Genomic DNA, 24,161 nt, shown 5'->3' with positions numbered 1-24,161 from the left:
CTGCTGATAAAGCAGGGTTTTTTTATACTTAGATTGATATTTATCGATAAAAAATGCTCACAATGTGTGAGCATTCATCGCAGAAAAATTATTCTGCTTCTTTGTTGAGTTGGTATTTATCTGCGAGTGTACCTGTGATTTCATTGCCTTCTAAATCAAGTGCTTTTAAGTAGCCTTCGGCAACAAAGTATTTGCGGCTATCACCAGCTTTGTCTAGTTCAATAATAGATGTGTTGTTACGATCAAACTGGAAGCTACCTTTACTTTCAAAAGATTTCCCATCGCCTTTACCGAGATAAGTTTCTTCTAATTCAAAAGTTTTATCCGAATTAAGCTCTAGTTTTGTTTCGATACCTTCACAATCGGCGCAAGGTAATACACCTTTATAGCTACCATTCCAATCTAAAGAGTTTTCTGCAGTATGTTCACGATCGATCATCGGTTCAGATGCAGCCTCTGTTGTTACTGCAGGAGGGGTTGAGTGGTCATCTTTTGGTGTTTCTGACTTATTACAAGCCACTAGAAATACAGATGCAAGCGAAACTGCGATTATTGATTTTTTCATCTTAGATACAACCCTGTGAAAATATTGATACCCAAGTTATGAGATTTTAAAAGAAAATAATAGTAGGGGAGTGTAAGTGTTATTTAATTTTTGGTAAAACAGGACGGTTAAGATGAAACTGAGATGTATCAAATATATAAGAAAAAAGGCACTTATCTTTCGATAAGTGCCTTTCTTTGAATCTGGAGCGGGAAAGGAGACTCGAACTCCCGACCCCAACCTTGGCAAGGTTATGCTCTACCAACTGAGCTATTCCCGCAATATGGACGCATTATAGAGTGTTTAATAAAACTGTCAACTCTCTAAGTTGTTGATTGGTTGTTTTTTGACTAAATTAGTCAGCGCGACGCCAAATCGTGCCTTGACGGCTATCTTCAAGTACCACACCTTGATCGAGTAAGGATTGACGAATTGCATCTGCCTTCGCAAAGTCCTTGGCTTTTTTTGCATCTACACGTTGTTGTATGAAATCTTCAATTTCTGTATCAGATAGAGAAAGGGCTTCTTGACCAATATCAGACTTTAAAAAATCATCTACATCGTGTTGAACTAAAGCTAAAACATTGGTTAGGTATCGTAGCGTAGAGTATAGAACGGTCGCTTGTTCAGCCTGTTGTTCTTTTACAGCACGATTCAATTCTTTATTTAGTTCAAATAATACTGCCATCGCTTCAGCAGTATTAAAGTCATCTCGCATGGCATTGTTAAAACGTTCAACGAAACTGGCTTCTAATGTTTCGACCGTTTTTTGCCCATAAACTTGTTGATAGGCTTTAAAAGAATGATAAAAACGGCTAAGAGCTGTTTTGGCTTCTTTTAATGCAACATCGGAAAAGTTGACTGGACTACGATAATGCGACGACACGATGAAATAGCGAATGACTTCGGGATGGAATTTTTCTATCACATCACGAATGGTAAAGAAGTTGCCTAAAGATTTAGACATTTTTTCGCCATCAACATTGATGAAACCAACGTGCATCCAATAATTTACATATTGTTCGCCAGTAGAAGCTTCACTTTGCGCGATTTCATTCTCATGGTGAGGGAACATCAGATCTGAGCCGCCACCATGAATGTCAAAGTGATTGCCTAAGCAGCAGGTCGACATGGCAGAACATTCGATATGCCAACCGGGACGACCATTGCCCCAAGGAGAAGCCCAAGCAGGTTCATTGGCTTTGGCGTGTTTCCAAAGTACAAAATCAAAAGGGTGTTTTTTATCAACTTCGACATCAACACGTTCTGATGCACCTGCTTGCATATCATCTAGTTTACGACCTGATAAGCGACCATATTTATTGAATTTAGTCACTTCAAAATAGACATCACCATTTGCAGCAGGATAAGCCGCACCTTTATCTACTAAAGTGCTGATCATGCTTTGCATCTGATCAATATAATCTGTGGCTTTCGGTGCTTCATCAGGTGCAATACAACCTAAGTTTGCCGCATCTTCATTCATTGCCTCAATAAATCGAGCCGTGAGTTGTTGAATGCTTTCACCATTTTCATTAGCACGTGCAATGATTTTGTCGTCTATGTCAGTAATATTGCGAATGTAGCGAACTTTCCAGCCTTGACTACGCAAGAAGCGGGTAATGAAGTCGAATGCAACCATAACGCGAGCATGTCCAATATGACAGTAATCGTATACGGTCATACCACAGACATAGATATCGATTTGTCCTTCGTTACGTGGGACAAATTCAACTTTTTTACGTTGCTCTGAGTTATATAAAACAAAAGGTTGCATAAGGGTTTTCAAACACTCTACAAAAATCGTGATTCATCATAACGTATGCACCATATTTCATAAAGTTGTCTGGAGAAAAAAGATCAGAGGGAACAAGTATTTTTATTATGGTTGATTTTAGCTTGTTTTATATCTCTTCATCTTCCTTGAAAACTTATACATTTAGAAACGTGTATAATTCACAGTTATGCTAGAATCTGCCGTATTCTTTTGATTAAAATCATCTACTATCAAGTGGATTGAGCATTACTTTGAGTCAAACTCACATGTCACAAGTCATAAATTTCCAAAAAAGCGCATTGGAAACCTTGCGTATTGAACAACAAGCCATAGAAGTGCTTGCCACACAAATTGATGAGCGCTTTGATCGTGCATGTGAAATCTTATTGCAGTGCAAAGGGCGCGTCGTGATCACGGGTATGGGCAAGTCAGGTCATATCGGTCGCAAAATGGCAGCGACTTTTGCTTCAACAGGTACGCCATCATTCTTTATGCATCCCGGTGAAGCAGGACATGGAGACTTAGGCATGTTGGTGCGTGGAGATGTTTTGATTGCGATTTCTAACTCTGGAAAGAGTGATGAAATTATGATGTTGATGCCTTTAATCAAGCATCTAGAGGTGCCTTTGATTACCATTAGTCGTGATGATAAAGGTCCAATGCCACAAAATGCGGATATTGCTTTGACGCTGGGTTTAGCAGATGAAGCCTGTCCTTTAGGTTTAGCACCGACATCGAGTACCACCGCAACACTTGTGTTAGGTGATACTTTGGCAGTTGCATTATTGGAAGCGCGTGGATTTACCGCTGATGATTTTGCGCGTTCACATCCAGCGGGTGCGTTGGGCAAGCGTTTACTTCTACATGTGAAGCACTTGATGCATACCGGTGCAGAGTTGCCAAAAGTTCATCCTGATACACCGATGAATAAGGTGCTGTATGAGATTTCTGATAAACGGTTGGGCCTGACCACTGTTGTGGATGAGCAAGATACCTTATTGGGGATTTTTACCGATGGTGATTTGCGTCGAATGATCGATCGGCAACAGGGTTTTGATGTGAATGCTGCTGTATCCGCTGTGATGACGGAAAATCCGATGACGATTTCTCAAGAAGCTCGAGCAGTGGAAGCATTGGAAAAAATGCATGAGAAAAAAATTAACCAATTCGTTGTTGTTGATGATGCTAAAAAAGTAATTGGTGTTATTAGTATGCACGATCTTATTGAAGCTGGAGTAAATTAAGCCATGGCATCGTATGCTTTACAAGAACAAGCACGTCATTTACAAGCACTGGTGCTTGATGTGGATGGGATTTTAAGCGATGGCTTTGTAACCTTAACCAATTCTGGCGATGAAATTAAATCATTTGATATTCGCGATGGTTTAGGGATGAAATTGGTTCAAAAAGCGGGCATGAAAGTGATTATTATCACAGGCCGTAAAAGTCATATTGTTGAAAAACGTATGTCGGATTTGGGCGTAGATTTGGTTTTCCAAGGGCGTGAAGATAAAGGCGTGGCACTACGTGAAGCTTGTGCGCAGTTCAATATCTTACCTGAAGACTGCTTATATATGGGCGATGATTGGCCTGATTTATCTGCATTTGCCATTGCGGGTATGAGTATTACAGTACCGAATGGCCATGAAGAAGTACGTCGACGTGCCCACTTGGTGACGCAAGCAATGGGTGGCCGTGGGGCTGTAAGAGAGGTCTGTGATATGTTATTGATGGCAAAAGGTGTTTACCAAGAGCTGCTTGAAAAATATCTTGCGGTACCACATTAATATACTTAATAGCGTTGATTTGCTCAAAGGTTAGGTAACCCTGTTTATGGATACCAAAGTTTTATATGTTGTTGCTATTGTGGTCGCTTCTGTAAGTGGCTGCTTTTACTACTTTAGTGGCAAGGCAAAAAAGTTGGATGTAGACTCAGCGAAGAATATGACTTATTCAGCGCACGGGGTTCATTTAACGCAAACAGATGAACAGGGTAATTTGTACATTCGTGCTGAAGTAAAACAACTACAGCAGGATATGCAGCAGAAAACCTCGCAGCTTGACCAACTTAAAGCGGTTATGTACAAACAGGGAAAACCTGATGCCACTTTTTCTGCCCTACGAGCAAATGGTTATGATGAAAACCGTAAGATTGTATTGGCTGGAGATGTTGTCGTCACAAACTTGTCGGATCAGGGCAACATGGAGTTTCATACAGATGAAATCACCGGTTATCCAAAAACAAGAGAACTAGAAACCCAACACCAAGTTATTGTTCAATCCCCAACAACCGAATTTGTGAGTCAGGGTTTAAAAGCAAATTTGAATGATGGTCAATATGAATTTTATAAAGTTCGAGGAAAGTATGCGCCAAGCTCTTAATTCTAAATATCGTTTTACTTTCTTAAAACAGTTTACGTGTATTGCTGTGGCTGCATTATTTTCCAGTTCAAGCTTTGCTTTGCCGTCTGATCGTAATCAACAACTTTCTTTAGTTGCAGATCGTGCCACATACAATGATCGAACAGGTATCACAACTTATACGGGAAATGTTGTGATTGAACAGGGAACGATGAGACTTCAGGCAGATTCAATTATTGCTACCTTAAATAGTAAAAAAGAAATTCAGACCATTACGGCTAAAGGGCAACTGGCGAAATTTCAGCAGCAAATTGATACGAATAAGGGTTTAGCGCGCGGTGAAGCACAACAGATTGTTTATAATGCGGATACGGGTATTCTGACTTTATCTGGAAAGGCCTATCTTTATCAGAATGGCTCAAGTATTCGTGGTGATAGCTTAAAATATAGTATGAATAAAGGCGATGTTGAGGCTCAAGGTTCTTCAACAAATCGTGTGCAAATTATTATTCCACCATCAAGTTCAAAAAGTTTTCCAGGGGCGCGTGATTAATGGAACAATCGGTGCAACAACCACAAACTTTATGTATTAAGCATCTAGCGAAAAACTATAGTAAACGTTGGGTGGTAAAAGATGTGTCTTTTACCATGCAAAGTGGGCAAATCGTCGGATTGCTTGGTCCGAATGGTGCGGGTAAAACGACGAGCTTTTATATGGTCGTTGGTTTGGTTCGGATGGATAAAGGCGAGATTCATTTAGATGATCTTGATTTATCTGATCTTGCCATGCATGAGCGTGCTCGTAAAGGAATTGGCTACTTACCTCAGGAAGCTTCGATCTTTAGAAAGTTGACCATTGCCGAAAACATTATGGCGATTTTGGAAACGCGTAAAGATTTGAATAAGCAGCAACGTCAGCAACGTCTGAATGAATTATTAAATGATTTTAAAATTAATCATATTAAAGATTCATTAGGCATGAGTGTTTCTGGTGGCGAGCGTCGTCGTGCCGAAATTGCACGTGCTTTGGCTGCTGACCCTAAATTTATGCTGCTGGATGAGCCATTTGCAGGTGTAGATCCTATTTCTGTAGGTGATATTAAGGACATTATTCAGACCCTTAAAGACAGAGGAATTGGCGTACTTATTACGGATCATAATGTACGAGAAACGCTGGCAATTTGTGAAAAAGCCTATATCGTTAGTGAGGGGGCAGTGATTGCTGAAGGCACGCCGCAAGAAATCCTTGATAATGAGCAAGTACGTAAAGTTTATTTGGGTGATGATTTTGTTGTTTAGACAATAGATTTGAGCTTTGAAAAAGAACCTTCAGGGTTCTTTTTTTATGCCAGTAGCAATCATCATGTTATTAGAAATTTGAATTTGACCGTGATCTGGTATTTTTCTCCCTATTTCATTAATAAATATAAGTTTTTTGATTGGATGGTGTATGTACCATCCCCGTTGCATGATAAGAAAAGTGTGAACTAATTTACAAAAAACAAACACTTATCCGTCGAGAAATTGGCATTTGAAACGTGGTGTTTTCTACAAAAATAAGAGTAGAATGAAGACGCTTTGAACGATAATTACATGACAAGAATATGAGCATTAATAAAGATATAGATATAGATGAAGGATCACGTAAAACATGTATAGATCTAAAGTGGCTATTTTGTATAGCAACTTTATCTGTACCCGTTACACATGCCTCAACGCCAAGCGAACAGTATCATTCTCTCAAGAATAATTTGTCTCAGCTATTTACGCCTAAAAGTAATGATGAATTTAAAACTGCAAGTATGCAGAAGTTGAGCAATTTTTCACTTCATTCATCGCCTACTGAATTACCTGTCGTTGGATCTGGTCGTCCAATGGATGTTGTTCCTACTGCATTATGGGAGAACCAAAACAAAACCTTAAAAGATGCGATACAGATTGCAGTTCAGCGCAATCCTGAAATTTCACAAACCCTAGCAACTTTAGCCGCACAGAATGCCAACATAGATGTAGCGAAAGCAGGGTTTTATCCACAAATTTCAGGGGGCGTGAATACAGGTGATTTGACGAGAAAGGGGGAGCGAGGTCGACAAGTATTAGCTTTAAATGCCTCTCAAATGCTGTATGACTTTGGGAAGGTGAAGTCTGGCGTTACCACTGAACAAGCAAAATTAGTAATAGAACAAGCGAATGTTTTAGTCAAAATTGATGATATCTCGCTGGATGTAACACAAACGATTATTAATATTCAGCGTTATCAAAAGCTCATAAGAATTGCCAATCAGCGGATTGCTGGGGTTAAACGTATTCAGGAAATGGCGAACTTAAGAGCAAATGCAGGGATCAGTAGTCAGGCAGATCCTGTCCAAGCACAATCATATTTGCAATCAGCTCAATCAGCGTTGATTGCACAACAATCATTACTCAGTCAGTTTCAACAACATCTTTATACGTTATTAGGTTTTGATGCGCGTAATGTTCAATGGGCGATTACAGATGATTTTATTAAACAATCTGATTTATATGTAGAGCCACAATTTAATACCATTCCGCAAATGATTGCAGCGCAGGCTGGAATTGAGGTTGAGAGGTGGTCCCACTTGTTTGAACAACTAAAAGCTTATTTATAAGTGATACTCTGCTCTAGTTAAGCTACCTTATTTTGTTGTGGTAGCTGGTCATAGTAAAACTCATCTGGAGTCATTTTGTCCAGACTCGAATGAGGTCGTTTCAAATTATAAAATTCAAAATATGCGTTTAATTGCTTCTTCGCATCCAAAACATTGCTGTAGGCTTTGAGATACACCTCTTCATATTTAACGCTCCGCCATAATCGTTCAACCATCACATTATCAACCCATCGACCTTTACCATCCATACTGATTTGAATGCCATTTGATTTCAATACATCAATAAATGCATCACTGGTAAACTGACTGCCTTGGTCTGTATTAAAGACTTCAGGTCGGCCATATTTTTCAATAGCTTCATTTAATGTTTCTATGCAAAATGTAACCTCCATACTAATCGATACTCTATGCGCAAGTACCTTGCGGCTATGCCAATCAATCACAGCACATAAATAAACAAAGCCTTTTGCCATAGGGATATACGTTATATCCGTAGACCACACTTGATTACTGCGCTGAATAGCCAATCCTTTGAGCAGATATGGATATTTACGGTGAGCTTGATTAGCCTGGCTTAAATTTGGTTTGCAATATAACGCATTAATGCCCATTTTCTTCATTAAAGTACGTGTATGACGTCGTCCTATATGATGTCCTTGACGATTCAATAAATCACGCATCATACGGCTACCTGCAAAAGGGTATTGCATATGTAACTCATCCATACAGCGCATCAGCTTCAGATCTGATTCACTCACAGGTTTTGGGCGATAGTAATAACAACCACGGGAGACTTTCAGCAGCTTAGCTTGCTTAGATACTGAAATCTGAAGTGAGTCATCGATTAACTTTTGTGGTTGAAGCGACCCAGTTTCTTCAACACACCTTCTAAAAAATCAATTTCTAATGCCTGCTCACCGATTTTTGCATGTAGTTTTTTTAGATCGATGGGTGGTTCTGTTGGAGCTTTTGATTGATCGAAAGCTTGCGAGGAAGCTGAAATCAGTTGATTTTTCCAGTCAATAATTTGGTTTTGATGAACATCAAATTCAGCACTCAATTCAGCAAGTGTTTTTTCTGCTTTAATCGCAGCAAGTGCTACCTTAGCTTTAAAGTCATTTGAATGATTTCTTCTTGGTCTACGTGTCATAAAATACTCCATATATTGATGTTTATAACATCATTTGGGGAGCAAAATATCACTTATAAGTGTTGTTCAAATTTCCTGATCCACCTCTTTGCACGTAGTCAGAAAATACAAACCAAAGTCAGTAATTATCCAACATTGGCTGTAAAAGGTGAGTTAAGCCAAGCAATACATGGGCGCAATCCAAACAATGATAAAAATGGTGGCTTTGATAGCGCGATTATGTTGGAAGCAAGTAGCCAATTTTATCAAGGCGGTGCGACATCTTCGAGAATTAGAGCCGCTAGTTTTGCTGAAGAAGCGGCAAAAGCACAGGTCAATACCGTTTACTTAAATGTGCTAGATCAGATCAGAACCAGTCGAGAGCAAATTGAAAATAAGCAACGTCAAATGCAAGTGTTAGCAGGACAACAAGCAACCACTGTACGGACACGCGAGCTTTATCAGGAACAATATAAATTGGGAACTCGTACCCTGGTCGATTTACTTAATGCTGAACAAGCCATTCATAGTGCAAACACAGAAGTCGAAATAGCACGTTATGATATTTACAGTAGTATCGCTCAATATATTGCAGCCACAGGCCGTTCTCGCCAAGCCTATGACCTGAATAATATAAAAATTCAAGGGTTTGAGGTGCAACAATGATGACAAAAATAGATTACCAACCTTGGTTACAGGCAATATTAACCATTGCCAAGCATTATCGGATTGAGCCTTCGGAAGAGCGTGTCCGCTTACAGTTGGACTGGAATCAAAATCAGAATCTTGATGAGGTTTTGACGTTGATCAGTCGGCAAATTGGGCTCACTTTACGCAGAGTAAAATTCAGCAATGATGTCATTAACCCATGGCGCTTACCGATATTAGTTGAACTGGCCGATGGCCAAGTGGGGGTCATTGATAAAGCAGATGGCTCTGGGCATGTCAGTATTCAACTCAGTGGCGATCAAGGTTTATCACAAAAGTTCGCAGTAGGTGCTTTAAAACACATTGTAAAAAGTGTGTATATTTTACGTCCTGAGCAGTCCGTTCCTGATGCACGTATTGATGAGTATATTAAGCCCTATAAGCCAAGCTGGTTTTGGTCAATCGTTTTAAGTGATTGGAAGCGCTATATCGATATTATGTTTGCATCTTTGATTGCAAATGTTTTAGCATTGGCGACCATCGTTTTCTCTATGCAAGTCTATGACTGTGTTGTTCCTTCACAGTCGATACCTACACTTTGGGTGCTTGCTGGTGGTGTACTGATTGCAGCAATCTTTGAGTTTGTTCTGCGTATTTCGCGTGTTTATATCTCTGACATTATCGGAAAGCGTGCAGATCTACGTATTTCTGATCGGGTGTTTGGTCATGCATTAAGAATCAAAAATAGCGAGCGCTCGAAGTCAACGGGAACCTTCATATCTCAGATTCGTGAATTGGAAGGGGTGCGAGAACTTGTCACTTCAACCACGATGGGTGCGATTGCAGATCTTCCTTTCTTCTTTTTATTCTTGTTTATCTTTGCAATTATTGGCGGAAACTTATTTTGGGTCATGTTGTTGATCGTACCGCTGATGATTTTGCCTGCGATCTTGGTACAAAAGAAGCTGGCTAAACTTGCACAAGAGGGTATGCGTGAATCCTCAATTCGTAATGCAATTTTGGTTGAGGCTGTACAAGGGATTGAAGATATTAAGCTATTACGTGCAGAGTCTCGTTTCCAAAATCAGTGGAATCATATGAATGAGATTTCTGCGGATATCAGTATGCAACAACGTAAAATTGTTGGTGTACTGACTGCTTGGACGCAGAAGCTACAAGGGCTTACTTATGCCATTGTGGTATTGGTTGGGTGTTTTGCTGTGATGGAAGGTGAAATGACCACAGGCGCGCTGGTTGCTTGTTCGATTTTATCATCACGGATGTTGGCGCCAATATCACAGATCACAGGTATTCTTGGTCGTTTTCAACAAGCCAAAGTGGCAAAGCAAAGTTTAGATGAATTGATGCAGCGCCCAGTTGATCAAGCTGATCATGCACATTTGGTACATAAAGAAGTATTACATGGTGATTATGAGCTGAAAAATGTGGTATTCCAGTATGGTGAGGATGATCCTCGACCAAGCTTGGCGATTCCAAAATTAAAGATTCGGGCGGGTGAGCGAATTGCTATTCTCGGTCGAAATGGCGCTGGTAAATCAACGTTATTGCAAATTCTCTCTGCAATGCAGACTCCAAATTCAGGTTCGGTACACTTAGATGATTTGGATATGAGTTTGATTGACCCTGCTGATGTCCGTCGTGATATGGGTTTACTCAACCAGAACGCCTATCTTTTCTATGGAACCATTCGTGAAAACTTAACTTTAGGTGCGCCGTTGGCACGCGATGAAGATCTTTTAAAAGCTTTAAAAGTAACAGGTGCATTGAGTTTCGTTCAAGAAAAGAAAGAAGGTTTGGATCATCTGGTTTTAGAGGGTGGTGTAGGCTTTTCAGGTGGGCAAAGACAAGCATTGTTACTGGCAAGATTATTAGTCCGTGAGCCGAATATTTTGCTACTCGATGAACCGACTGCAGCGATTGATGATGTCGCAGAAAAACAATTGATAGATCATTTAAAGGGGTGGCTGGGCTATCGTACTTTAATCGTCGCGACACATCGCCGAGCGGTGTTGGAATTGGTTGATCGTATTATTGTGATGAATGATGGCAAAATTGTCATGGATGGACCTGCTGATAAAGTCTTGCAACAATCATCGGCAAAACAAAAAATAGTTTAATAAAATAAAGAGGATAATTCATGAGTGAGCAAGAACAAACCAGCAGTCGTCCCATGAATGTGAGTTACAAAGAACCGAAGTTACCTGGTTCATCGATTATTGTATGGTTAATTGGGATTGGTTTAGTGATATTGCTCGTGTGGGCATGGGCATTTAGTTTAGAAGAAGTATCGACAGGTACGGGTAAAGTTGTCCCTTCTTCAAAAGAGCAAACCATTCAATCACTTGAAGGGGGTATTTTAACTAAACTCGCTGTTAGAGAAGGCGATATCGTTGAAAAAGGACAAATACTAGCGCAGTTAGATCCGACACGTCTTGCTTCAAATGTGGGAGAGTCACAATCTTTACTGAGTTCTGCACAAGCGACAGCAGCGCGTTTACGTGCCGAAGTCAGTAATACTGCTTTGGTTTTTCCAGAAGAAGTTTTAAAAGAACCTAAACTCATAAAAGAAGAAACAGCACTTTATTATTCACGTCGCATGAATTTAGAGGAGGCTATTTCTGGTAATCAACAAGCACTTAAATTGGTGCAACAAGAATTGGCTATGACTGAGCCGTTGGTTGCAAAAGGGGCCGCCAGTGAAGTTGAAGTGTTGCGTTTAAAGCGTGAAGCCAATGATTTACAAAATAGAATCAATGATATTCGTAATCAATATTATGTAAAAGCACGAGAGGAGCTATCAAAAGCCAATACCGATATTCAAACTCAACTACAAGTGGTCAAAGGTAGAAGTGATAGCTTACAACGTGCTGTATTTAGAGCACCTGTGCGTGGTGTAGTGAAAGAGATTGATGTCACGACTGAAGGTGGTGTCATTCCTCAAAATGGTAAGTTGATGACGATTGTGCCTTTAGAGGATAAATTGTTAATCGAGGCACGTATTTCTCCACGTGACATTGCATTTATTCATCCAAATCAAGAAGCTTTGGTCAAAATCACGGCTTATGATTATGCTGTATATGGTGGGCTAGAAGGTAAAGTTACCACGATTTCACCAGATACCATTCGTGATGAAGTGAAGCAAGATCAGTTTTATTATCGTGTTTATATTCGGACAGATTCGGATCGACTTTATAACAAAGCGGGTACAGCATTCGATATTACCCCCGGTATGGTGGCTACTGTAGATATTCGGACTGGACAAAAAACCATTATGGATTATTTGCTTAAACCATTTAATAAAGCCAAAGAAGCATTACGTGAACGATAGTTTCTGCTGATTTGAAACCTTTATCGTCGGGTGTGGTGATAATCAATCATCACACCCATTTTTTATAATGGAATGTCAACAGACCCTATCATCGCGCCCTACATTGCGCCAGAAAATTGCTATAATCATTTTTTAAAGTTTGTATTTATGTTTTATGCCATTCACCATTGCCAATCCGGTAACTTTTGAAGAAGAAATTAAAAAAAGTCGTTTCCAAGCGATTGCTGCGATTGTTGAAAATGAACAGCAGGTCAAAAACTTTTTAGAAGAAGTGAAAGATCCATCGACGACACATCAATGTTGGGCATGGAAGATTGGATATCATGTTCGATTTAATGACGATGGTGAACCTTCTGGCACCGCAGGACGTCCGATTTTAGCAACCATCGAAGGGAATGATTTGACCAATGTGATTGTATTGGTCAATCGTTGGTATGGTGGTATTAAGCTTGGTACGGGTGGTTTAGTTCGTGCTTATGGTGGTTGCGCTGGGCAATGTTTACTATTGGCTGAAAAAATTGAGCTGATTGAGAAAAAACAGATTCAATTGAGTTGTCTATTTAATGAATGGGCAATTATTCAATATGAGCTTATGCAGCAACACATCGAATACCAAGAAAGTTATACCGAAAATGGTGTTTTCATTGAGGCACGGCTACAAATTCATCAAATTGAACCTTTAAGACAAAAACTTCAAGATGTTACTAGAGGGCGTGAGCATTTACATGTTGAAGATTAGAATTTACAAGCCCTCTCTTGCGAGTTTGGGGAACAGTGTTCCTCGCTCTCAGGGAGTGAGTAATTGAAAGGGGTAGAGAGGCAACAACTTGATGAATGATCCTTTATTAAAATATAGAGAGCAGCATAAACATCGTCTCAATTATATGCCGTGGTTGTATTGGTCGCTCAAGCCTAAACAACGTGAATGGGCTGAAGCATGGCAAGCTGAATATCAAGCGTATTTGATGGAAATGGAAACAGTTGAGATTGGCCAGAATTGTTTTATTTCACCATTGGCACATATTTTTGCTGAGCCAGGACGCAAAATTACCATTGGTGATAATACTTTTATTGCCGCTGATTGTACCTTGCATGGTCCTTTAGTTATTGGCAATGAGGTTGCAATAAACCATCACAGTATTTTGGATGGTGGGCGCGCAGGGATTCAGCTACACGATCAAGTCAGAATAGCGGCCTATAGCCATTTATATGCTTTTGATCATGGGATGGCTTTGGACCGTCCAATCTACCAGCAACCCGTGACATCCAAGGGCATTGAGATCGGCAAAGATGTTTGGTTAGGAGCGCATGTGGGAATTAAAGATGGGGTCAAAATTGGAAATCATGCTGTGGTTGGGATGAATAGTATGGTGACCAAAGATATTGAAGATTATGCCATTGTGGCAGGGAATCCAGCAAAATTGATTCGTTATAGAACTGAATAAAAAGCATTAAAAAGCGTATGAGATTCTATACATAAATTTAACCTATCCTGCTTTTATCTGTGTTAAGTTAAAAATAAGTAGAAGACCTAAGGTGTCAAACCTAAAGAGAGGCCAACATGAATCGCGTAATTGCATGTATTGATTCTTCACCCTGTATTGATGCTGTGGCTGAGGCTGCAGTTTGGGTTGCGAAACAAACGCAAAGAGAATTAGTGCTGTTACAAATCTTGGACTATTATCCTGCAAGCTATCATTTAGGTGAAATTAGCGGTGTGATTGGCTTTGAGAGTAATGCCATGTTGCTCAAAGAGCTTGCTGAGTTAGAGCAAAAGCAAAGTGAGTTAGCACTCGATTATAGTAATAACCTACTCAATCATATTTCAGAGTTAATCGAGAAACAATACGGTTTAACCAGCAGCAAAATTCAAGAAAAAGGCGATTTTCTTGAACAAAGTTTTAATCTTCTGCATGAAAATGACGTGGTGATTATTGGTCGTGTTGGCGAGCGTGCTGCAGAGAAAAATAAACCAATTGGTAGTAATGTTGAGAACTTCATACGTGGTGCAAATTGTACCGTAATAACGGTTGGAGAGCATTTTGAACCACCTAGACGTTTTATTTTTGCATACGAGTATTCACCAACCTGTCAGAAAATGTTGCAGCGGATCGCTCAAAGTGATTTGTTGAAAAAGCTACAGTGTCATTTGCTTTATGTCGGTGATCATCCCGAAATGCTCACTGAGCCCGCAAAGTATTTAACGGATGCTGGCTTAGATGTAATGCCTGTTTATCGTTATGGTGATGTGGCTCAGAATATTTTGGAATATCAAAGAGAACATAATGTGCAGTTAATCGTATTAGGTGCTTTCAGCCATAGTAAAATTCATCAATTTTTCTTAGGTAGCATTACTACTTCGATATTTAGAAATGCAAATGTACCGTTATTGGTCGCTAAGTAATTCATTTTATTCCATATAGTTATCCGCAAATACTGTGGATAACTATATGGAAAAGCACTATGTAAATTTGTATCTATTTGATATCTAATAATTAAAAAAATCAGTTCGTTTTTTGATCTTTACTTTACAATCGCAATTGCGAAGCCATCATGTCCTTTTGAACCCACTGTTTGTAGTGCTGTACAAGATAAAAGCTGAGGATGATTTTTCAGTGCAGCGAAGGTTTCCCGAATGCCTTCAATACTTGGTTTTTTATTATTTTCATCCAATATCGCGCCTGAACGAATCACATTATCCAATACAATAATCGTTCCTGAATGAGATAGCTTCAAGCTGAGTTCCAAGTATTCAGGATAACTTTGTTTATCTGCATCAATAAAAATCAAATCAAATGCCTCACTGGATTCTGCAATGAGTTGATTCATGATATCTGCGCCGCGTCCTTTTTTAAGTTCAATATGGGTAGGCATATCGGCATAATCAATATTTTCTTGGGCGATGGCCGCATGGCTATCTCGTCCTTCAACCGTAAGTAGGTACCCATCAGCAGGTAATGCTTGCGCCAACCAAATTGTGCTATAAGCGGCAAAAGTTCCAAGTTCTAATACACGTTTACATTGATTCATTTGAATCAACATTTGCAGGAACATACCTTGATTCGGTGCAACAGCCAAATGATTAGAAAGACCTTGCGTATCGGTATTGTCTAATGCATGTTGAAGCTTAGGATCTGAGGGGATTAAATGTGAATTGATATAGTCATCAATGTCGGTCCACATCTGTTGCATAATCAGGCTTACCTTTGAATCTGTTTGCAGCATTTTAAACATTTATGCTCAGAGTGCAATTTGATTACTGAATAAAAAAAGAGATCATTTAGATCTCTTTACTGAAAGTGATCTTTTATTCTAAAAGTTACACATTGAGCTGTTACGTGTTAGGTCTGGGCCCCAAGTGCGATAACCCTGAGTATCAATATGAATCTGACCTGAGCGATATAGACCAATACCGAGATTTAAGCTTTGACCATGCTGAACCCAAAACTGACATAATTTAAATTTGGATTGTTCGATAAATGCATAATCCTGCGGCTGAGGGTATTCAGGACCAATACGAAAATCGATGGCAGAGTTAAATAAATGTTTAGATGAACTTGCACCGCCAGCGCATTCGTTTAAAGGTAAATCACGATAGACAGAGGTCACTTCAAAATCGGTTAAAATTTTTGCAGAAATAAGATATTTAAATACACGCAAAGTTGAAAGAGAGTTGCCCCACAATTCACGGTTTGGCACAGCATACTCATTGCGACCACATTTTTGCCAATCTCTTGCGGTTCGTAATAATTCAAAACTTGGGATAATGTGAGCGACTTGATTACGTGTTAAAAATTGTTCATATTCACGCACACGAGCATAGTTTTCGCCTTGTGCCAACCAACGACGATAAGAAGCTGGCTCTACTTTGTCTGGCGTTGGTCGTGTAAAAGTGACTTTTTCTTGAGGAATATGGATTCTTTTGCCTTTATTTACTTCTGTCTTTGAACTGACACAGCCGACCATCATCACAGGGATGATAAAAAACGATAAGAAACCCTGTAATTTATTTCGCAACATAAAAGCCAGTTCACAATCTAAAGACACGTTATTTTAATGCAAAATAACGTATACATAATGGGACAATTGCAAAGAAATGTGTGATTCAAGTATTAAAAAAGACCAGTAAAACTGGCCTTTTCAATTACTTTTCTAAATATTGCAGTTTATTCGGTTTTCCATTCCATTCTTCACGATCTGCAGGTTGTTCACCAATTTGGGTGATATTGTTACCCGCCCATTTTTCAGATAATTCAGTATTGAGCTCAATAAAGATTTCTTGACCTTCAGGTAGTTCATCTTCAGAGAAAATCGCATTTGCTGGGCACTCAGGTTCACAAAGCGCACAGTCAATACATTCATCTGGATTGATGACAAGGAAGTTAGGACCTTCATAAAAACAATCGACAGGGCAAACTTCAACACAATCTTGATATTTACATTTAATACAATTTTCAGTGACAACAAAGGTCATGGCGACAGCTACCTAAAAATACGGTTTTTGTTTGGAATGGGCTATTGTAGGCAAAAATGGGGGGAACAAACAATTGCTTTTATTGATATTGTTTATTTATACATATGAAAAACAGGATAACATATTGATAAAAATAAATATGTTCTATTGATTCGTTGATTTTTAAAGACATAATGCGATTAAGTATTTGTCTTAATCAGTTGTTTTTATCTTTCCCTTTAGGATTTCATTGTGCGCTGTTTTTGATAAATGACGCTATAGAACACATCAGGTGAATATCCTCTGGTTCTAATTTCCATAGATGTTGATCCGGTTGCGCTAATAGTTGGGCACCATGTTTGAGATAAAAGTCTACCGTTCGTTTACTTGGTGTTGCTGAAATATAGAGTTGTTTAGCACCCAATTGTTGTGCTGATTCTACTGCGGAATGCATGAGCACTGCCCCAATGCCTTGACCTTGGTGATCTGCATCAACATAAAAGTATTGCAATAATTTTGCTTCAGGATAATCTGGAATAAGTTGATTGGATACGACTTGAACACCAATTAACTGATCATGTGAGTTAAATACCCCGATACATAATCCACCTTGTTGATGGATTTGTTTTAATAACGGTGGATCATTATCTAGATGAAAGGCATCCCAATTCTCAACATCATAAAAACAATCGACTATGTCTAAATGTTGTTTGTGTTGCACGTACATTTGAGTAATTAATTCGCGACGACTGATCTGTTGCCAGATTAAATCGATTTCTGAAACCTGTAGTTTTCTGAGCACAAAATTCAGCATTTGTCCCTTCGATTGATTACTCATTTTATTCTGATGATAGGGTGGATGATATAACGATGCGGTTTATCTTATTCATAAATTTTTTTCCCAGAACAAGTCTCATTCACTTGTTCTGGGAAAATGTCTTTAGGATCTCAGTGCTGCTTTTAGTGAATAGAGTTGTTCAAGTGCTTGACGGGGCGTAAGATCATCTACATCAATGCGTTGTAACAAATCTAAAGCTGGTGAATGGACTTCCACTTCAATAATTTTCTCAATCACTTGGGTTTCTATTTGAGGATCAATTGAACTGAATAAATCTGTTTGCACTGTCTTTTGCAAGATATGATGTTGTTGCTTTTCAAGAATTTTCAAACGCTTTTGCGCTTCTTTAATCACACTTGCTGGAATACCCGCCAATTTTGCGACTTGTAAGCCGTGACTTTGACTTGCGGGGCCATGTTGAACTTTGTGTAATAAAATTAAATTACCATTCAATTCCTGTGCAGTAACGTGATAGTTATCGATACCTGTTTCACTACCAAGTTCAGTCAGCTCAAAATAATGTGTGGCGAAAAGGCATAGACATTTCACACGCTTAGTCAAATCAAGTACACATGCCCAAGCCAAAGAAAGGCCATCATAAGTACTGGTTCCACGACCAACCTCATCCATTAACACCAAGGACTGGTTGGTGGCATGATGCAAAATCTGTGAGGTTTCGGTCATCTCGACCATAAAAGTTGATTTTCCAGTTGATAAATCATCGGCTGAACCAATACGGGTAAAAATACGATCAATTGGACCAAGTTTTGCAGATTTTGCGGGAACGAAACTTCCACAATAGGCAAGAAGGCTAATCAGTGCGGTTTGACGCATAAATGTCGATTTCCCCCCCATGTTTGGACCAGTAATGATCGCCATACGGTGTTGTGCATCTAAAAATGTATCATTTGGGGTAAACGGTGTTTTATTTAAAGCTTCTACCACAGGGTGACGACCTGCTTGAATTTTAATCCCTGTTTCAGGACTGAATTCTGGCCGTGCCCAATTGTTTAATCGTGCTTGATGGGCAAAGTTGGCTAGTACGTCAATATATGCAATTGCAGCACTCATCATTTGTAAATGTGCAATGTTTTGGCGTAATTCATCCAACAATGACTCAAATAACAGTTTTTCACGTGCTAATGCGCGAGACTCACTAGAAAGTACTTTGTCTTCAAAGCTTTTCAGTTCAGGGGTGATATAACGTTCAGCATTTTTAAGGGTTTGACGACGGATGTAGTCCGCTGGTGCTTGTTCTGCTTGAGCACGAGTGAGTTCTATATAATAGCCACTGACACGGTTATAGCCGATTTTAAGTGTATTGATTCCAGTACGTTGACGTTCTCTAATTTCTAAATCAATTAAGAATTGACCTGCATGATCACGGATCTTGCGGAGTTCATCCAACTCCTCATCATAGCCTTCTGCAATTACATTGCCATCACGCAAGAGTACGGGTGGATTTTCTACAATCGCTGCCATTAACTGCTGATACAAGCTTTTAAAGTCACCAAGCTCATGATCAAGTTGGGTCAGTAATTTAGATTGTTTGGCTTGTAAAACAGGCGCTAATGCGTGTCGTAGAAAAGGAATTTGAGCACAGGCATGACGTAGTTGGACTAAATCACGTGGACGAGCACTACCTAAAGCCACGCGACTTAAAACGCGTTCGATATCACCAATTTCTTTTAGCACTAAACGCAGCGGTGCTTCATGGTATCCCTTTAAAAGCTGTTCTGTAGCATCAAGGCGGGCATCTAAAACGGCTGTATCACGGATGGGCTGCATGAGTGTTCGGCTGAGTAAGCGTCCACCCATTGCAGTTTGACAGTCATTCACCAGTTGAAATAAGGATGTACCATGGTCAAATAAAGGATCAATAATTTCTAGATTACGACGCGTAATTGGATCGAGGGCTATAAAATCGGTACTTTGTTCTATTTGAATCGCGCGAATATGAGGCAGCGCTGTTTTTTGTGTTTCTTTTGCATAGTGAATCAATGCCGCAGCGGCAGCCTTTGCTAGCGGAATGGGATCTAATCCGAAACCAGATAAGGTCGAGACAGAAAACTGATCACATAAGGTTTTTTGCGCGTTATTTAAATTAAAATCAACATTTGGTCGCTTGGTAATTGGGCAGTCAATATTCTTTTTAATCTGTTCAATAATATCTTGATCAACTAAATCTTCGTCGATCAAAATTTCACTTGGCATTAAGCGAGCCAGTTCAATGGGAAGCTGTTCTGGCTTATAGTCTTGTTGCTGAACTTTAAAAATACCCGCACTGAGGTCTAGTAAAGCAAAGCCGACTTGATTTTGTTGGATACATAGCGCAACAAGATTCGAAGACTGATAGCTACCTAGTAAAGCATCATCGGTTAAAGTACCCGGTGTTAGGATGCGAACCACTTGCCGATCCACAGGACCTTTTCCAGTAACCTCACCGACCTGTTCACAAATGGCAACCGTTCGACCTGATTTAACCAAACGCGCAAGATAGCCTTCTGCTGCATGATAAGGTACGCCTGCCATTGGAATCGGTTCACCACTGGCTTTACCACGATGGGTTAATGTAATACCCAACAGCTTGGCAGCAAGACGAGCATCTTCAAAGAATAGTTCGTAAAAATCTCCCATACGATAAAACAGCAGGGCATGTTGATGCTCCATTTTTACTTTTAGATATTGCTGCATCATAGGGGTGTGGGAAGAGAGATCAGCCATGATTTCATTGCTATTCATGTATAAAAATCCTTAAAAATAAACACTAAATCTCATGCTTTAAAAAATTTGGCTGTCTAACCAATTGCTAGTCGAATCTAGGTAAATCTATACAAAAGCATACCTTCAGGTGTACTTTTATTTGAGCCAAAATTGAGTCAACAGTGTTTGAGAATGTATTACGATTTTCTCAGGTTTGTCATCTTAACAAATTTGAGCTGATTGAGAAAAAGTAATCTTGAAAAGGATGGCAAAATAAGTAGCGAAAAAGAGCTTATTAATTAAATCGTAGTTTTTTTATCATATAAAAAAGAAAACCGCCCCGTACAGGCGGTAGCTGAATTTACTCAGCAAATAATAGAGGTGTGAACGGTCAAGGGCACACTTCTATTTTTTGAATTATTGCTCTTTATTCAGACCAGTTGTAAATTCTTCCGATTTGAAATAAGTATCTATTTGTTCGACACTTTTTGAATACTCTGTAATGTTTAAAAGAGATTTATCACGTTTTTGGGTAGGATTGAATTGAAAATCTGGCGGGATATCACTTCTGAGAGGAGGAGGTGCTTTTCTCTTACCATCTGTAGTGATTCTTTGAATAAAACCTGCCAACCATAAAATGAACTCATCTTCATTTTTAATTTTAGGAATTAAACTTATATCTAACTGAACCTTACATTCTTGATTAGGCTTATTTAAACACTCTTCAAAATCAATAAAGTTGTAAAGTAGTTTTAATTTAGTTCCTTTAATTTCTTTACGAATTTCAATGATTAATGTATTGAGTTTTTCTATGGGATCATTGTTCGTATCTTTGTTTTCTTGCAAGTTTCTATAGACTTTTTCAGCTATACGTAAAAATTGTGGCATGTCTTACTCCTGCCAAGTCCATATCATTTAGAGATTATGAAGGTTTTTAGGTTGCTGATTGTATTTGTTTTGGCGACTCGTGTGAGTAATGATGCTTTTGTGAAACAAAAGTTATGTGCAGATATTGATTGATAATAGTTGTATTTTTATATTGTTGATTTTTATGTTTATTTTTAATTTTGATTAGGTGGTTTGGTTTACATAAAAAATAGGATTGTAAATATTAGACTTCCGTCATAAATCAAAAAACGTACAATTTATTTGATCTTAAATTAATCAGCAAAATTATTTAATTCAAGAGATAATCCTTGGATGAAATTCAAAGATATTCAAAAATTATCAAACGTTAAGTTTCGTAGGCTTACCGGTGTTAGTTGGGCTACATTTAACCTCATGTTGGCCGAGCTAAATAAGCATTTACCTCGTCATATTGGTAAAGGACGACCGCATAAATTACCGTTGGAAGATCGTTTGCTCTTATGTATAGAATATTGGAGAGAATATCGAACATTTTTCCATCTTGGTATGAGTTACGGTGTATCTGAAACGAGTGCAATTCGTATCACACGTGTTATTGAAGATACCTTAATCCGTTCTGGAAAATTCAACTTGCCAAAACAACTTCCTAATCGAGATGAAGTGGATTGGGAAGTTGTTGTGATTGATGCCACTGAAATATTAGTTCAACGTCCAAAAAAAACAGAAGAAATGGTATAGCGGTAAAAAAAAGCGACATACCTTTAAATTTCAGCTATCTATGCACTATATAACAGGTGAAATACTGAGTGTATGTGGAAGTCATGGAAGCATGCATGATTTTAAAATATTTAAAAAAAGCATGAGGAAATTAAAATTTAAGCCCTTTTTTATCGTTGATAAGGGTTATTTAGGGATAAAGAAATTGGGTTTTGGATGCCTCATGCCATCTAAAGCAAAGAAAACTGAAAAACTAGATTCTGAATTAAAAAAGTTAAATAAAGAGATTGGTCGTAGACGAATTCAAGTAGAGCATGTATTTGGAAGGATGAAATGTTTTAAGATTTTATCTTGTGTATATAGAAATCGTCGTAAAAGATTAAACCTGCGGTTTAATTTACTTGCTGGCATATACAATTTAGATTGGGTGAAAGATAAACAATTAAATTGATTGAAAAATGATTTATGAAGGAAGTCTATTATATAATTATAAAATATAATGTTGTGTTTCTGTTCTCTGATTTAATAACTATTTAATTTAAAATAAACTATTCATATTTATAGACAATCAGCGTAGTAAAGAGAGGGTTTAATGAATTGTTGCTGTGACAATGACTTATATTCTTAATATTTACTTTATGATTATAGTTGGTGATCTCTTCTCTTAGCCATTTGTTAATGGAGTCTTTTAAATCTTGAATTGATTTAGCTTTAAAAAATTTTATTTTGGAAATTTACTAAGCTCACCTGTCTGATAAATAGATTAGATCGTTAAATTTTTGTAATACTTTTTATTTGTAAATTTTTTAATATAAAAAAGTGTTTAGTAATGTTTAGAAATAATTTAAATTAAATTTAAGATTTTGATTTGTATTAATATTTATTTTTAATAATAATGCTTTTTACATAAGTTTTCATTATTTAAAGAAAAGCTATAGAAGAAGGGCTTAAAGATTACAATAAAAATGCTACTAATATAAGTGTTCAAATACATTAAAGAGGTATCTCATGTTAAAAACGATTATTACTTTGGGTACAGGTGTCGCTTTGGGTTGTTATTATAAATCTCACAAGGATAAGAGTAGATTGTCTGATGATAAAAAAAGTGATGCTCATGGTTTAAATGAAGAGGTTAAAGGGAAAAAAGTTTTGAGTAAATTTATGAAATAAATATAGATTAAAAAAGAAGCTTAAATCAAGCTTCTTTTTTAATGAATTCCTATCTTGGTGATTTTCGGATATAGACATATACTTTTTTAAGTTATATGAAGTAACAGAATTAAAAATGGTTCATTTCATAGAGCGTAGGTCAAGAACCTTCAAAAACATATTAAAATTACTGATGACGAGGGTTCTTATCGGCAAAAGTTGGAGGTGATGGTAGATGATAAAAGTAACTCCAGAATAAGATAGCTTGAAATAAACTGGCTAAAGTTTTTATTTGTGAAGTAAAACAATATACCAGCTCAGGTTATGGAAAATAGTCAGGGTTATAAAAGTATAGAACCTATTATCTATTAACTAAGAAAAAATAGAGGTACAAAGTGATGAATAATCTATTATTAAAAATTTTAACATTATGTTTTGTATTCAGTGTAGCTGGATGCGAAAAAAATAAAGACGCTGATACAATGAGTCGAGAGGAGACAACGACTCCCCATGCTTTAGAAACGGAACCAGTAGAAATAGATCATTCTAGAGAGGCTCAGTTACATGATGATTTACAACATGGTAGTTCTGCTCCTGTTATGAATGAAAATGATGAGGCAGGTTTAACAAATGATAATACTCAAACAAACTTATCAAGTAGAACTCCTTCTAATTAAAAACTAAGAATTTTAAGGATGTTGTGGTTAAGAATTTTCTATGAAGTTTTTAACCACAATTAATTTATGATCTTTGTGCTTGGAGATAAAAATTAATTCAATATCTTTATATAAATTTATAACTTGTGAACTTTGTCACAAAAAACCTTATTTGTGATACCTAGAATTTTTTCTAATGTACTTTCTATGTTTTTTTTACGAGATTTAATTTCATAATTTAAAACAATAGACTTCCTTCATAAATCATTTTTCAATCAATTTAATTGTTTATCTTTCACCCAATCTAAATTGTATATGCCAGCAAGTAAATTAAACCGCA

The 24,161-nt window shown here is 37.9% G+C and carries 22 protein-coding genes, 1 tRNA gene and 3 pseudogenes; 16 read left to right on the top strand and 10 right to left on the bottom strand.

Annotated features, from left to right (window positions below; translation table 11 throughout):
- Positions 1 to 88: 88 nt before the first annotated feature.
- From F991_RS02810 to cysS, 3 genes are all read right to left on the bottom strand, one after another.
- Positions 89 to 565, bottom strand: a complete 477-nt coding sequence (locus tag F991_RS02810) for a copper resistance protein NlpE (RefSeq protein WP_004668782.1) — start codon at positions 563 to 565, stop codon at positions 89 to 91.
- Between the two features lie 183 nt (positions 566 to 748).
- A tRNA-Gly gene (locus tag F991_RS02805) sits at positions 749 to 824 on the bottom strand.
- A 75-nt stretch (positions 825 to 899) separates the two neighbouring features.
- Complete coding sequence (gene cysS / locus F991_RS02800) at positions 900 to 2,321, bottom strand: cysteine--tRNA ligase (RefSeq protein ID WP_004668780.1); 1,422 nt, start codon at positions 2,319 to 2,321, stop codon at positions 900 to 902.
- A gap of 266 nt (positions 2,322 to 2,587) precedes the next feature.
- Between cysS and F991_RS02795 the strand changes: the two genes are divergently transcribed.
- From F991_RS02795 to F991_RS02770, 6 genes and pseudogenes are all read left to right on the top strand, one after another.
- Entirely contained in the window at positions 2,588 to 3,565 is a 978-nt protein-coding gene (locus F991_RS02795) for a KpsF/GutQ family sugar-phosphate isomerase (RefSeq protein WP_004668778.1), read from the top strand.
- 3 nt (positions 3,566 to 3,568) lie between these two features.
- Positions 3,569 to 4,108 (top strand): KdsC family phosphatase, encoded by a 540-nt coding sequence (locus F991_RS02790; protein WP_004668776.1) that lies wholly within the window; start codon positions 3,569 to 3,571, stop codon positions 4,106 to 4,108.
- 46 nt (positions 4,109 to 4,154) lie between these two features.
- Entirely contained in the window at positions 4,155 to 4,703 is a 549-nt protein-coding gene (gene lptC, locus F991_RS02785) for an LPS export ABC transporter periplasmic protein LptC (protein WP_004668774.1), read from the top strand.
- Positions 4,687 to 5,235, top strand: coding sequence for a lipopolysaccharide transport periplasmic protein LptA (lptA, locus tag F991_RS02780; RefSeq protein WP_004668773.1), 549 nt, complete (start codon positions 4,687 to 4,689; stop codon positions 5,233 to 5,235). Before lptC ends, lptA begins: the two co-directional genes overlap by 17 nt.
- Complete coding sequence (gene lptB, locus F991_RS02775; RefSeq protein WP_004668771.1) at positions 5,235 to 5,981, top strand: LPS export ABC transporter ATP-binding protein; 747 nt, start codon at positions 5,235 to 5,237, stop codon at positions 5,979 to 5,981. The genes lptA and lptB overlap by 1 nt, the downstream gene beginning before the upstream one ends.
- Positions 5,982 to 6,286: 305 nt before the next feature.
- Positions 6,287 to 7,306 (top strand): annotated as a pseudogene (locus F991_RS02770) (TolC family protein); the annotation flags it as partial.
- A gap of 23 nt (positions 7,307 to 7,329) precedes the next feature.
- Here the strand turns inward: F991_RS02770 and F991_RS16990 are convergent.
- Positions 7,330 to 8,474 (bottom strand): IS3 family transposase gene (locus F991_RS16990; protein WP_155757138.1). Its coding sequence is split into 2 segments (ribosomal slippage): positions 7,330 to 8,210 and positions 8,210 to 8,474, totalling 1,146 coding nucleotides; the frame shifts between segments, so codons are not numbered across the junction.
- Between the two features lie 78 nt (positions 8,475 to 8,552).
- On the opposite strand from F991_RS16990, the pseudogene F991_RS02755 reads away from it, so the two are divergent.
- From F991_RS02755 to F991_RS02730, 6 genes and pseudogenes are all read left to right on the top strand, one after another.
- Positions 8,553 to 9,107, top strand: a pseudogene (locus F991_RS02755) (TolC family protein); the annotation flags it as partial.
- Positions 9,104 to 11,227 (top strand): type I secretion system permease/ATPase, encoded by a 2,124-nt coding sequence (locus tag F991_RS02750; RefSeq protein WP_004668761.1) that lies wholly within the window; start codon positions 9,104 to 9,106, stop codon positions 11,225 to 11,227. The pseudogene F991_RS02755 and the gene F991_RS02750, both read left to right, overlap by 4 nt.
- Before the next feature lie 20 nt (positions 11,228 to 11,247).
- The gene (locus F991_RS02745; RefSeq protein WP_004668760.1) at positions 11,248 to 12,438 is read left to right on the top strand and encodes a beta-barrel domain-containing protein; all 1,191 of its coding nucleotides are present in this window, start codon (positions 11,248 to 11,250) and stop codon (positions 12,436 to 12,438) included.
- A gap of 154 nt (positions 12,439 to 12,592) precedes the next feature.
- Positions 12,593 to 13,177 (top strand): IMPACT family protein, encoded by a 585-nt coding sequence (locus tag F991_RS02740; RefSeq protein ID WP_004668759.1) that lies wholly within the window; start codon positions 12,593 to 12,595, stop codon positions 13,175 to 13,177.
- A gap of 91 nt (positions 13,178 to 13,268) precedes the next feature.
- Positions 13,269 to 13,883, top strand: a complete 615-nt coding sequence (locus F991_RS02735) for an acyltransferase (RefSeq protein WP_004668758.1) — start codon at positions 13,269 to 13,271, stop codon at positions 13,881 to 13,883.
- A gap of 116 nt (positions 13,884 to 13,999) precedes the next feature.
- Entirely contained in the window at positions 14,000 to 14,842 is an 843-nt protein-coding gene (locus F991_RS02730) for a universal stress protein (protein ID WP_004668757.1), read from the top strand.
- Between the two features lie 119 nt (positions 14,843 to 14,961).
- Here F991_RS02730 and F991_RS02725 read toward each other — a convergent pair whose 3' ends face one another.
- The 6 genes from F991_RS02725 to F991_RS02700 form a co-directional block, all read right to left on the bottom strand.
- Positions 14,962 to 15,630 (bottom strand): O-methyltransferase, encoded by a 669-nt coding sequence (locus tag F991_RS02725; RefSeq protein ID WP_034595405.1) that lies wholly within the window; start codon positions 15,628 to 15,630, stop codon positions 14,962 to 14,964.
- A gap of 120 nt (positions 15,631 to 15,750) precedes the next feature.
- The gene (locus F991_RS02720) at positions 15,751 to 16,458 is read right to left on the bottom strand and encodes a D-Ala-D-Ala carboxypeptidase family metallohydrolase (protein WP_004668755.1); all 708 of its coding nucleotides are present in this window, start codon (positions 16,456 to 16,458) and stop codon (positions 15,751 to 15,753) included.
- 124 nt (positions 16,459 to 16,582) lie between these two features.
- Positions 16,583 to 16,912 carry a ferredoxin FdxA gene (fdxA, locus tag F991_RS02715; RefSeq protein ID WP_004668754.1) on the bottom strand — a complete coding sequence of 110 codons (330 nt, stop codon included), beginning with the start codon at positions 16,910 to 16,912 and terminating at the stop codon, positions 16,583 to 16,585.
- A 226-nt stretch (positions 16,913 to 17,138) separates the two neighbouring features.
- Positions 17,139 to 17,705 carry a GNAT family N-acetyltransferase gene (locus F991_RS02710; protein ID WP_004668753.1) on the bottom strand — a complete coding sequence of 189 codons (567 nt, stop codon included), beginning with the start codon at positions 17,703 to 17,705 and terminating at the stop codon, positions 17,139 to 17,141.
- Between the two features lie 126 nt (positions 17,706 to 17,831).
- Complete coding sequence (gene mutS, locus F991_RS02705; protein WP_004668752.1) at positions 17,832 to 20,471, bottom strand: DNA mismatch repair protein MutS; 2,640 nt, start codon at positions 20,469 to 20,471, stop codon at positions 17,832 to 17,834.
- 378 nt (positions 20,472 to 20,849) lie between these two features.
- Complete coding sequence (locus F991_RS02700) at positions 20,850 to 21,320, bottom strand: hypothetical protein (protein WP_004668750.1); 471 nt, start codon at positions 21,318 to 21,320, stop codon at positions 20,850 to 20,852.
- Positions 21,321 to 21,632: 312 nt separating this feature from the next.
- Between F991_RS02700 and F991_RS02695 the strand changes: the two genes are divergently transcribed.
- The 4 genes and pseudogenes from F991_RS02695 (at position 21,633) to F991_RS02680 (ending at position 23,842) form a co-directional block, all read left to right on the top strand.
- A complete protein-coding gene (locus F991_RS02695) occupies positions 21,633 to 22,037 on the top strand; it encodes a transposase family protein (protein WP_000669095.1) in 405 nt (134 codons plus the stop codon).
- Between the two features lie 37 nt (positions 22,038 to 22,074).
- A pseudogene (locus F991_RS16985) lies at positions 22,075 to 22,467 on the top strand (transposase family protein); the annotation flags it as partial.
- 557 nt (positions 22,468 to 23,024) lie between these two features.
- On the top strand, positions 23,025 to 23,186 hold the full coding sequence (locus F991_RS17615) for a hypothetical protein (RefSeq protein ID WP_004668748.1): 162 nt from the start codon (positions 23,025 to 23,027) through the stop codon (positions 23,184 to 23,186).
- Between the two features lie 377 nt (positions 23,187 to 23,563).
- Positions 23,564 to 23,842 carry a hypothetical protein gene (locus F991_RS02680; RefSeq protein WP_004668746.1) on the top strand — a complete coding sequence of 93 codons (279 nt, stop codon included), beginning with the start codon at positions 23,564 to 23,566 and terminating at the stop codon, positions 23,840 to 23,842.
- Positions 23,843 to 24,161: the final 319 nt, after the last annotated feature.

The sequence above is a fragment of the Acinetobacter sp. CIP-A165 genome, assembly GCF_000367985.1.
Taxonomy (GTDB): domain Bacteria; phylum Pseudomonadota; class Gammaproteobacteria; order Pseudomonadales; family Moraxellaceae; genus Acinetobacter.
This window is presented reverse-complemented; position numbering and strand designations above follow the sequence as displayed.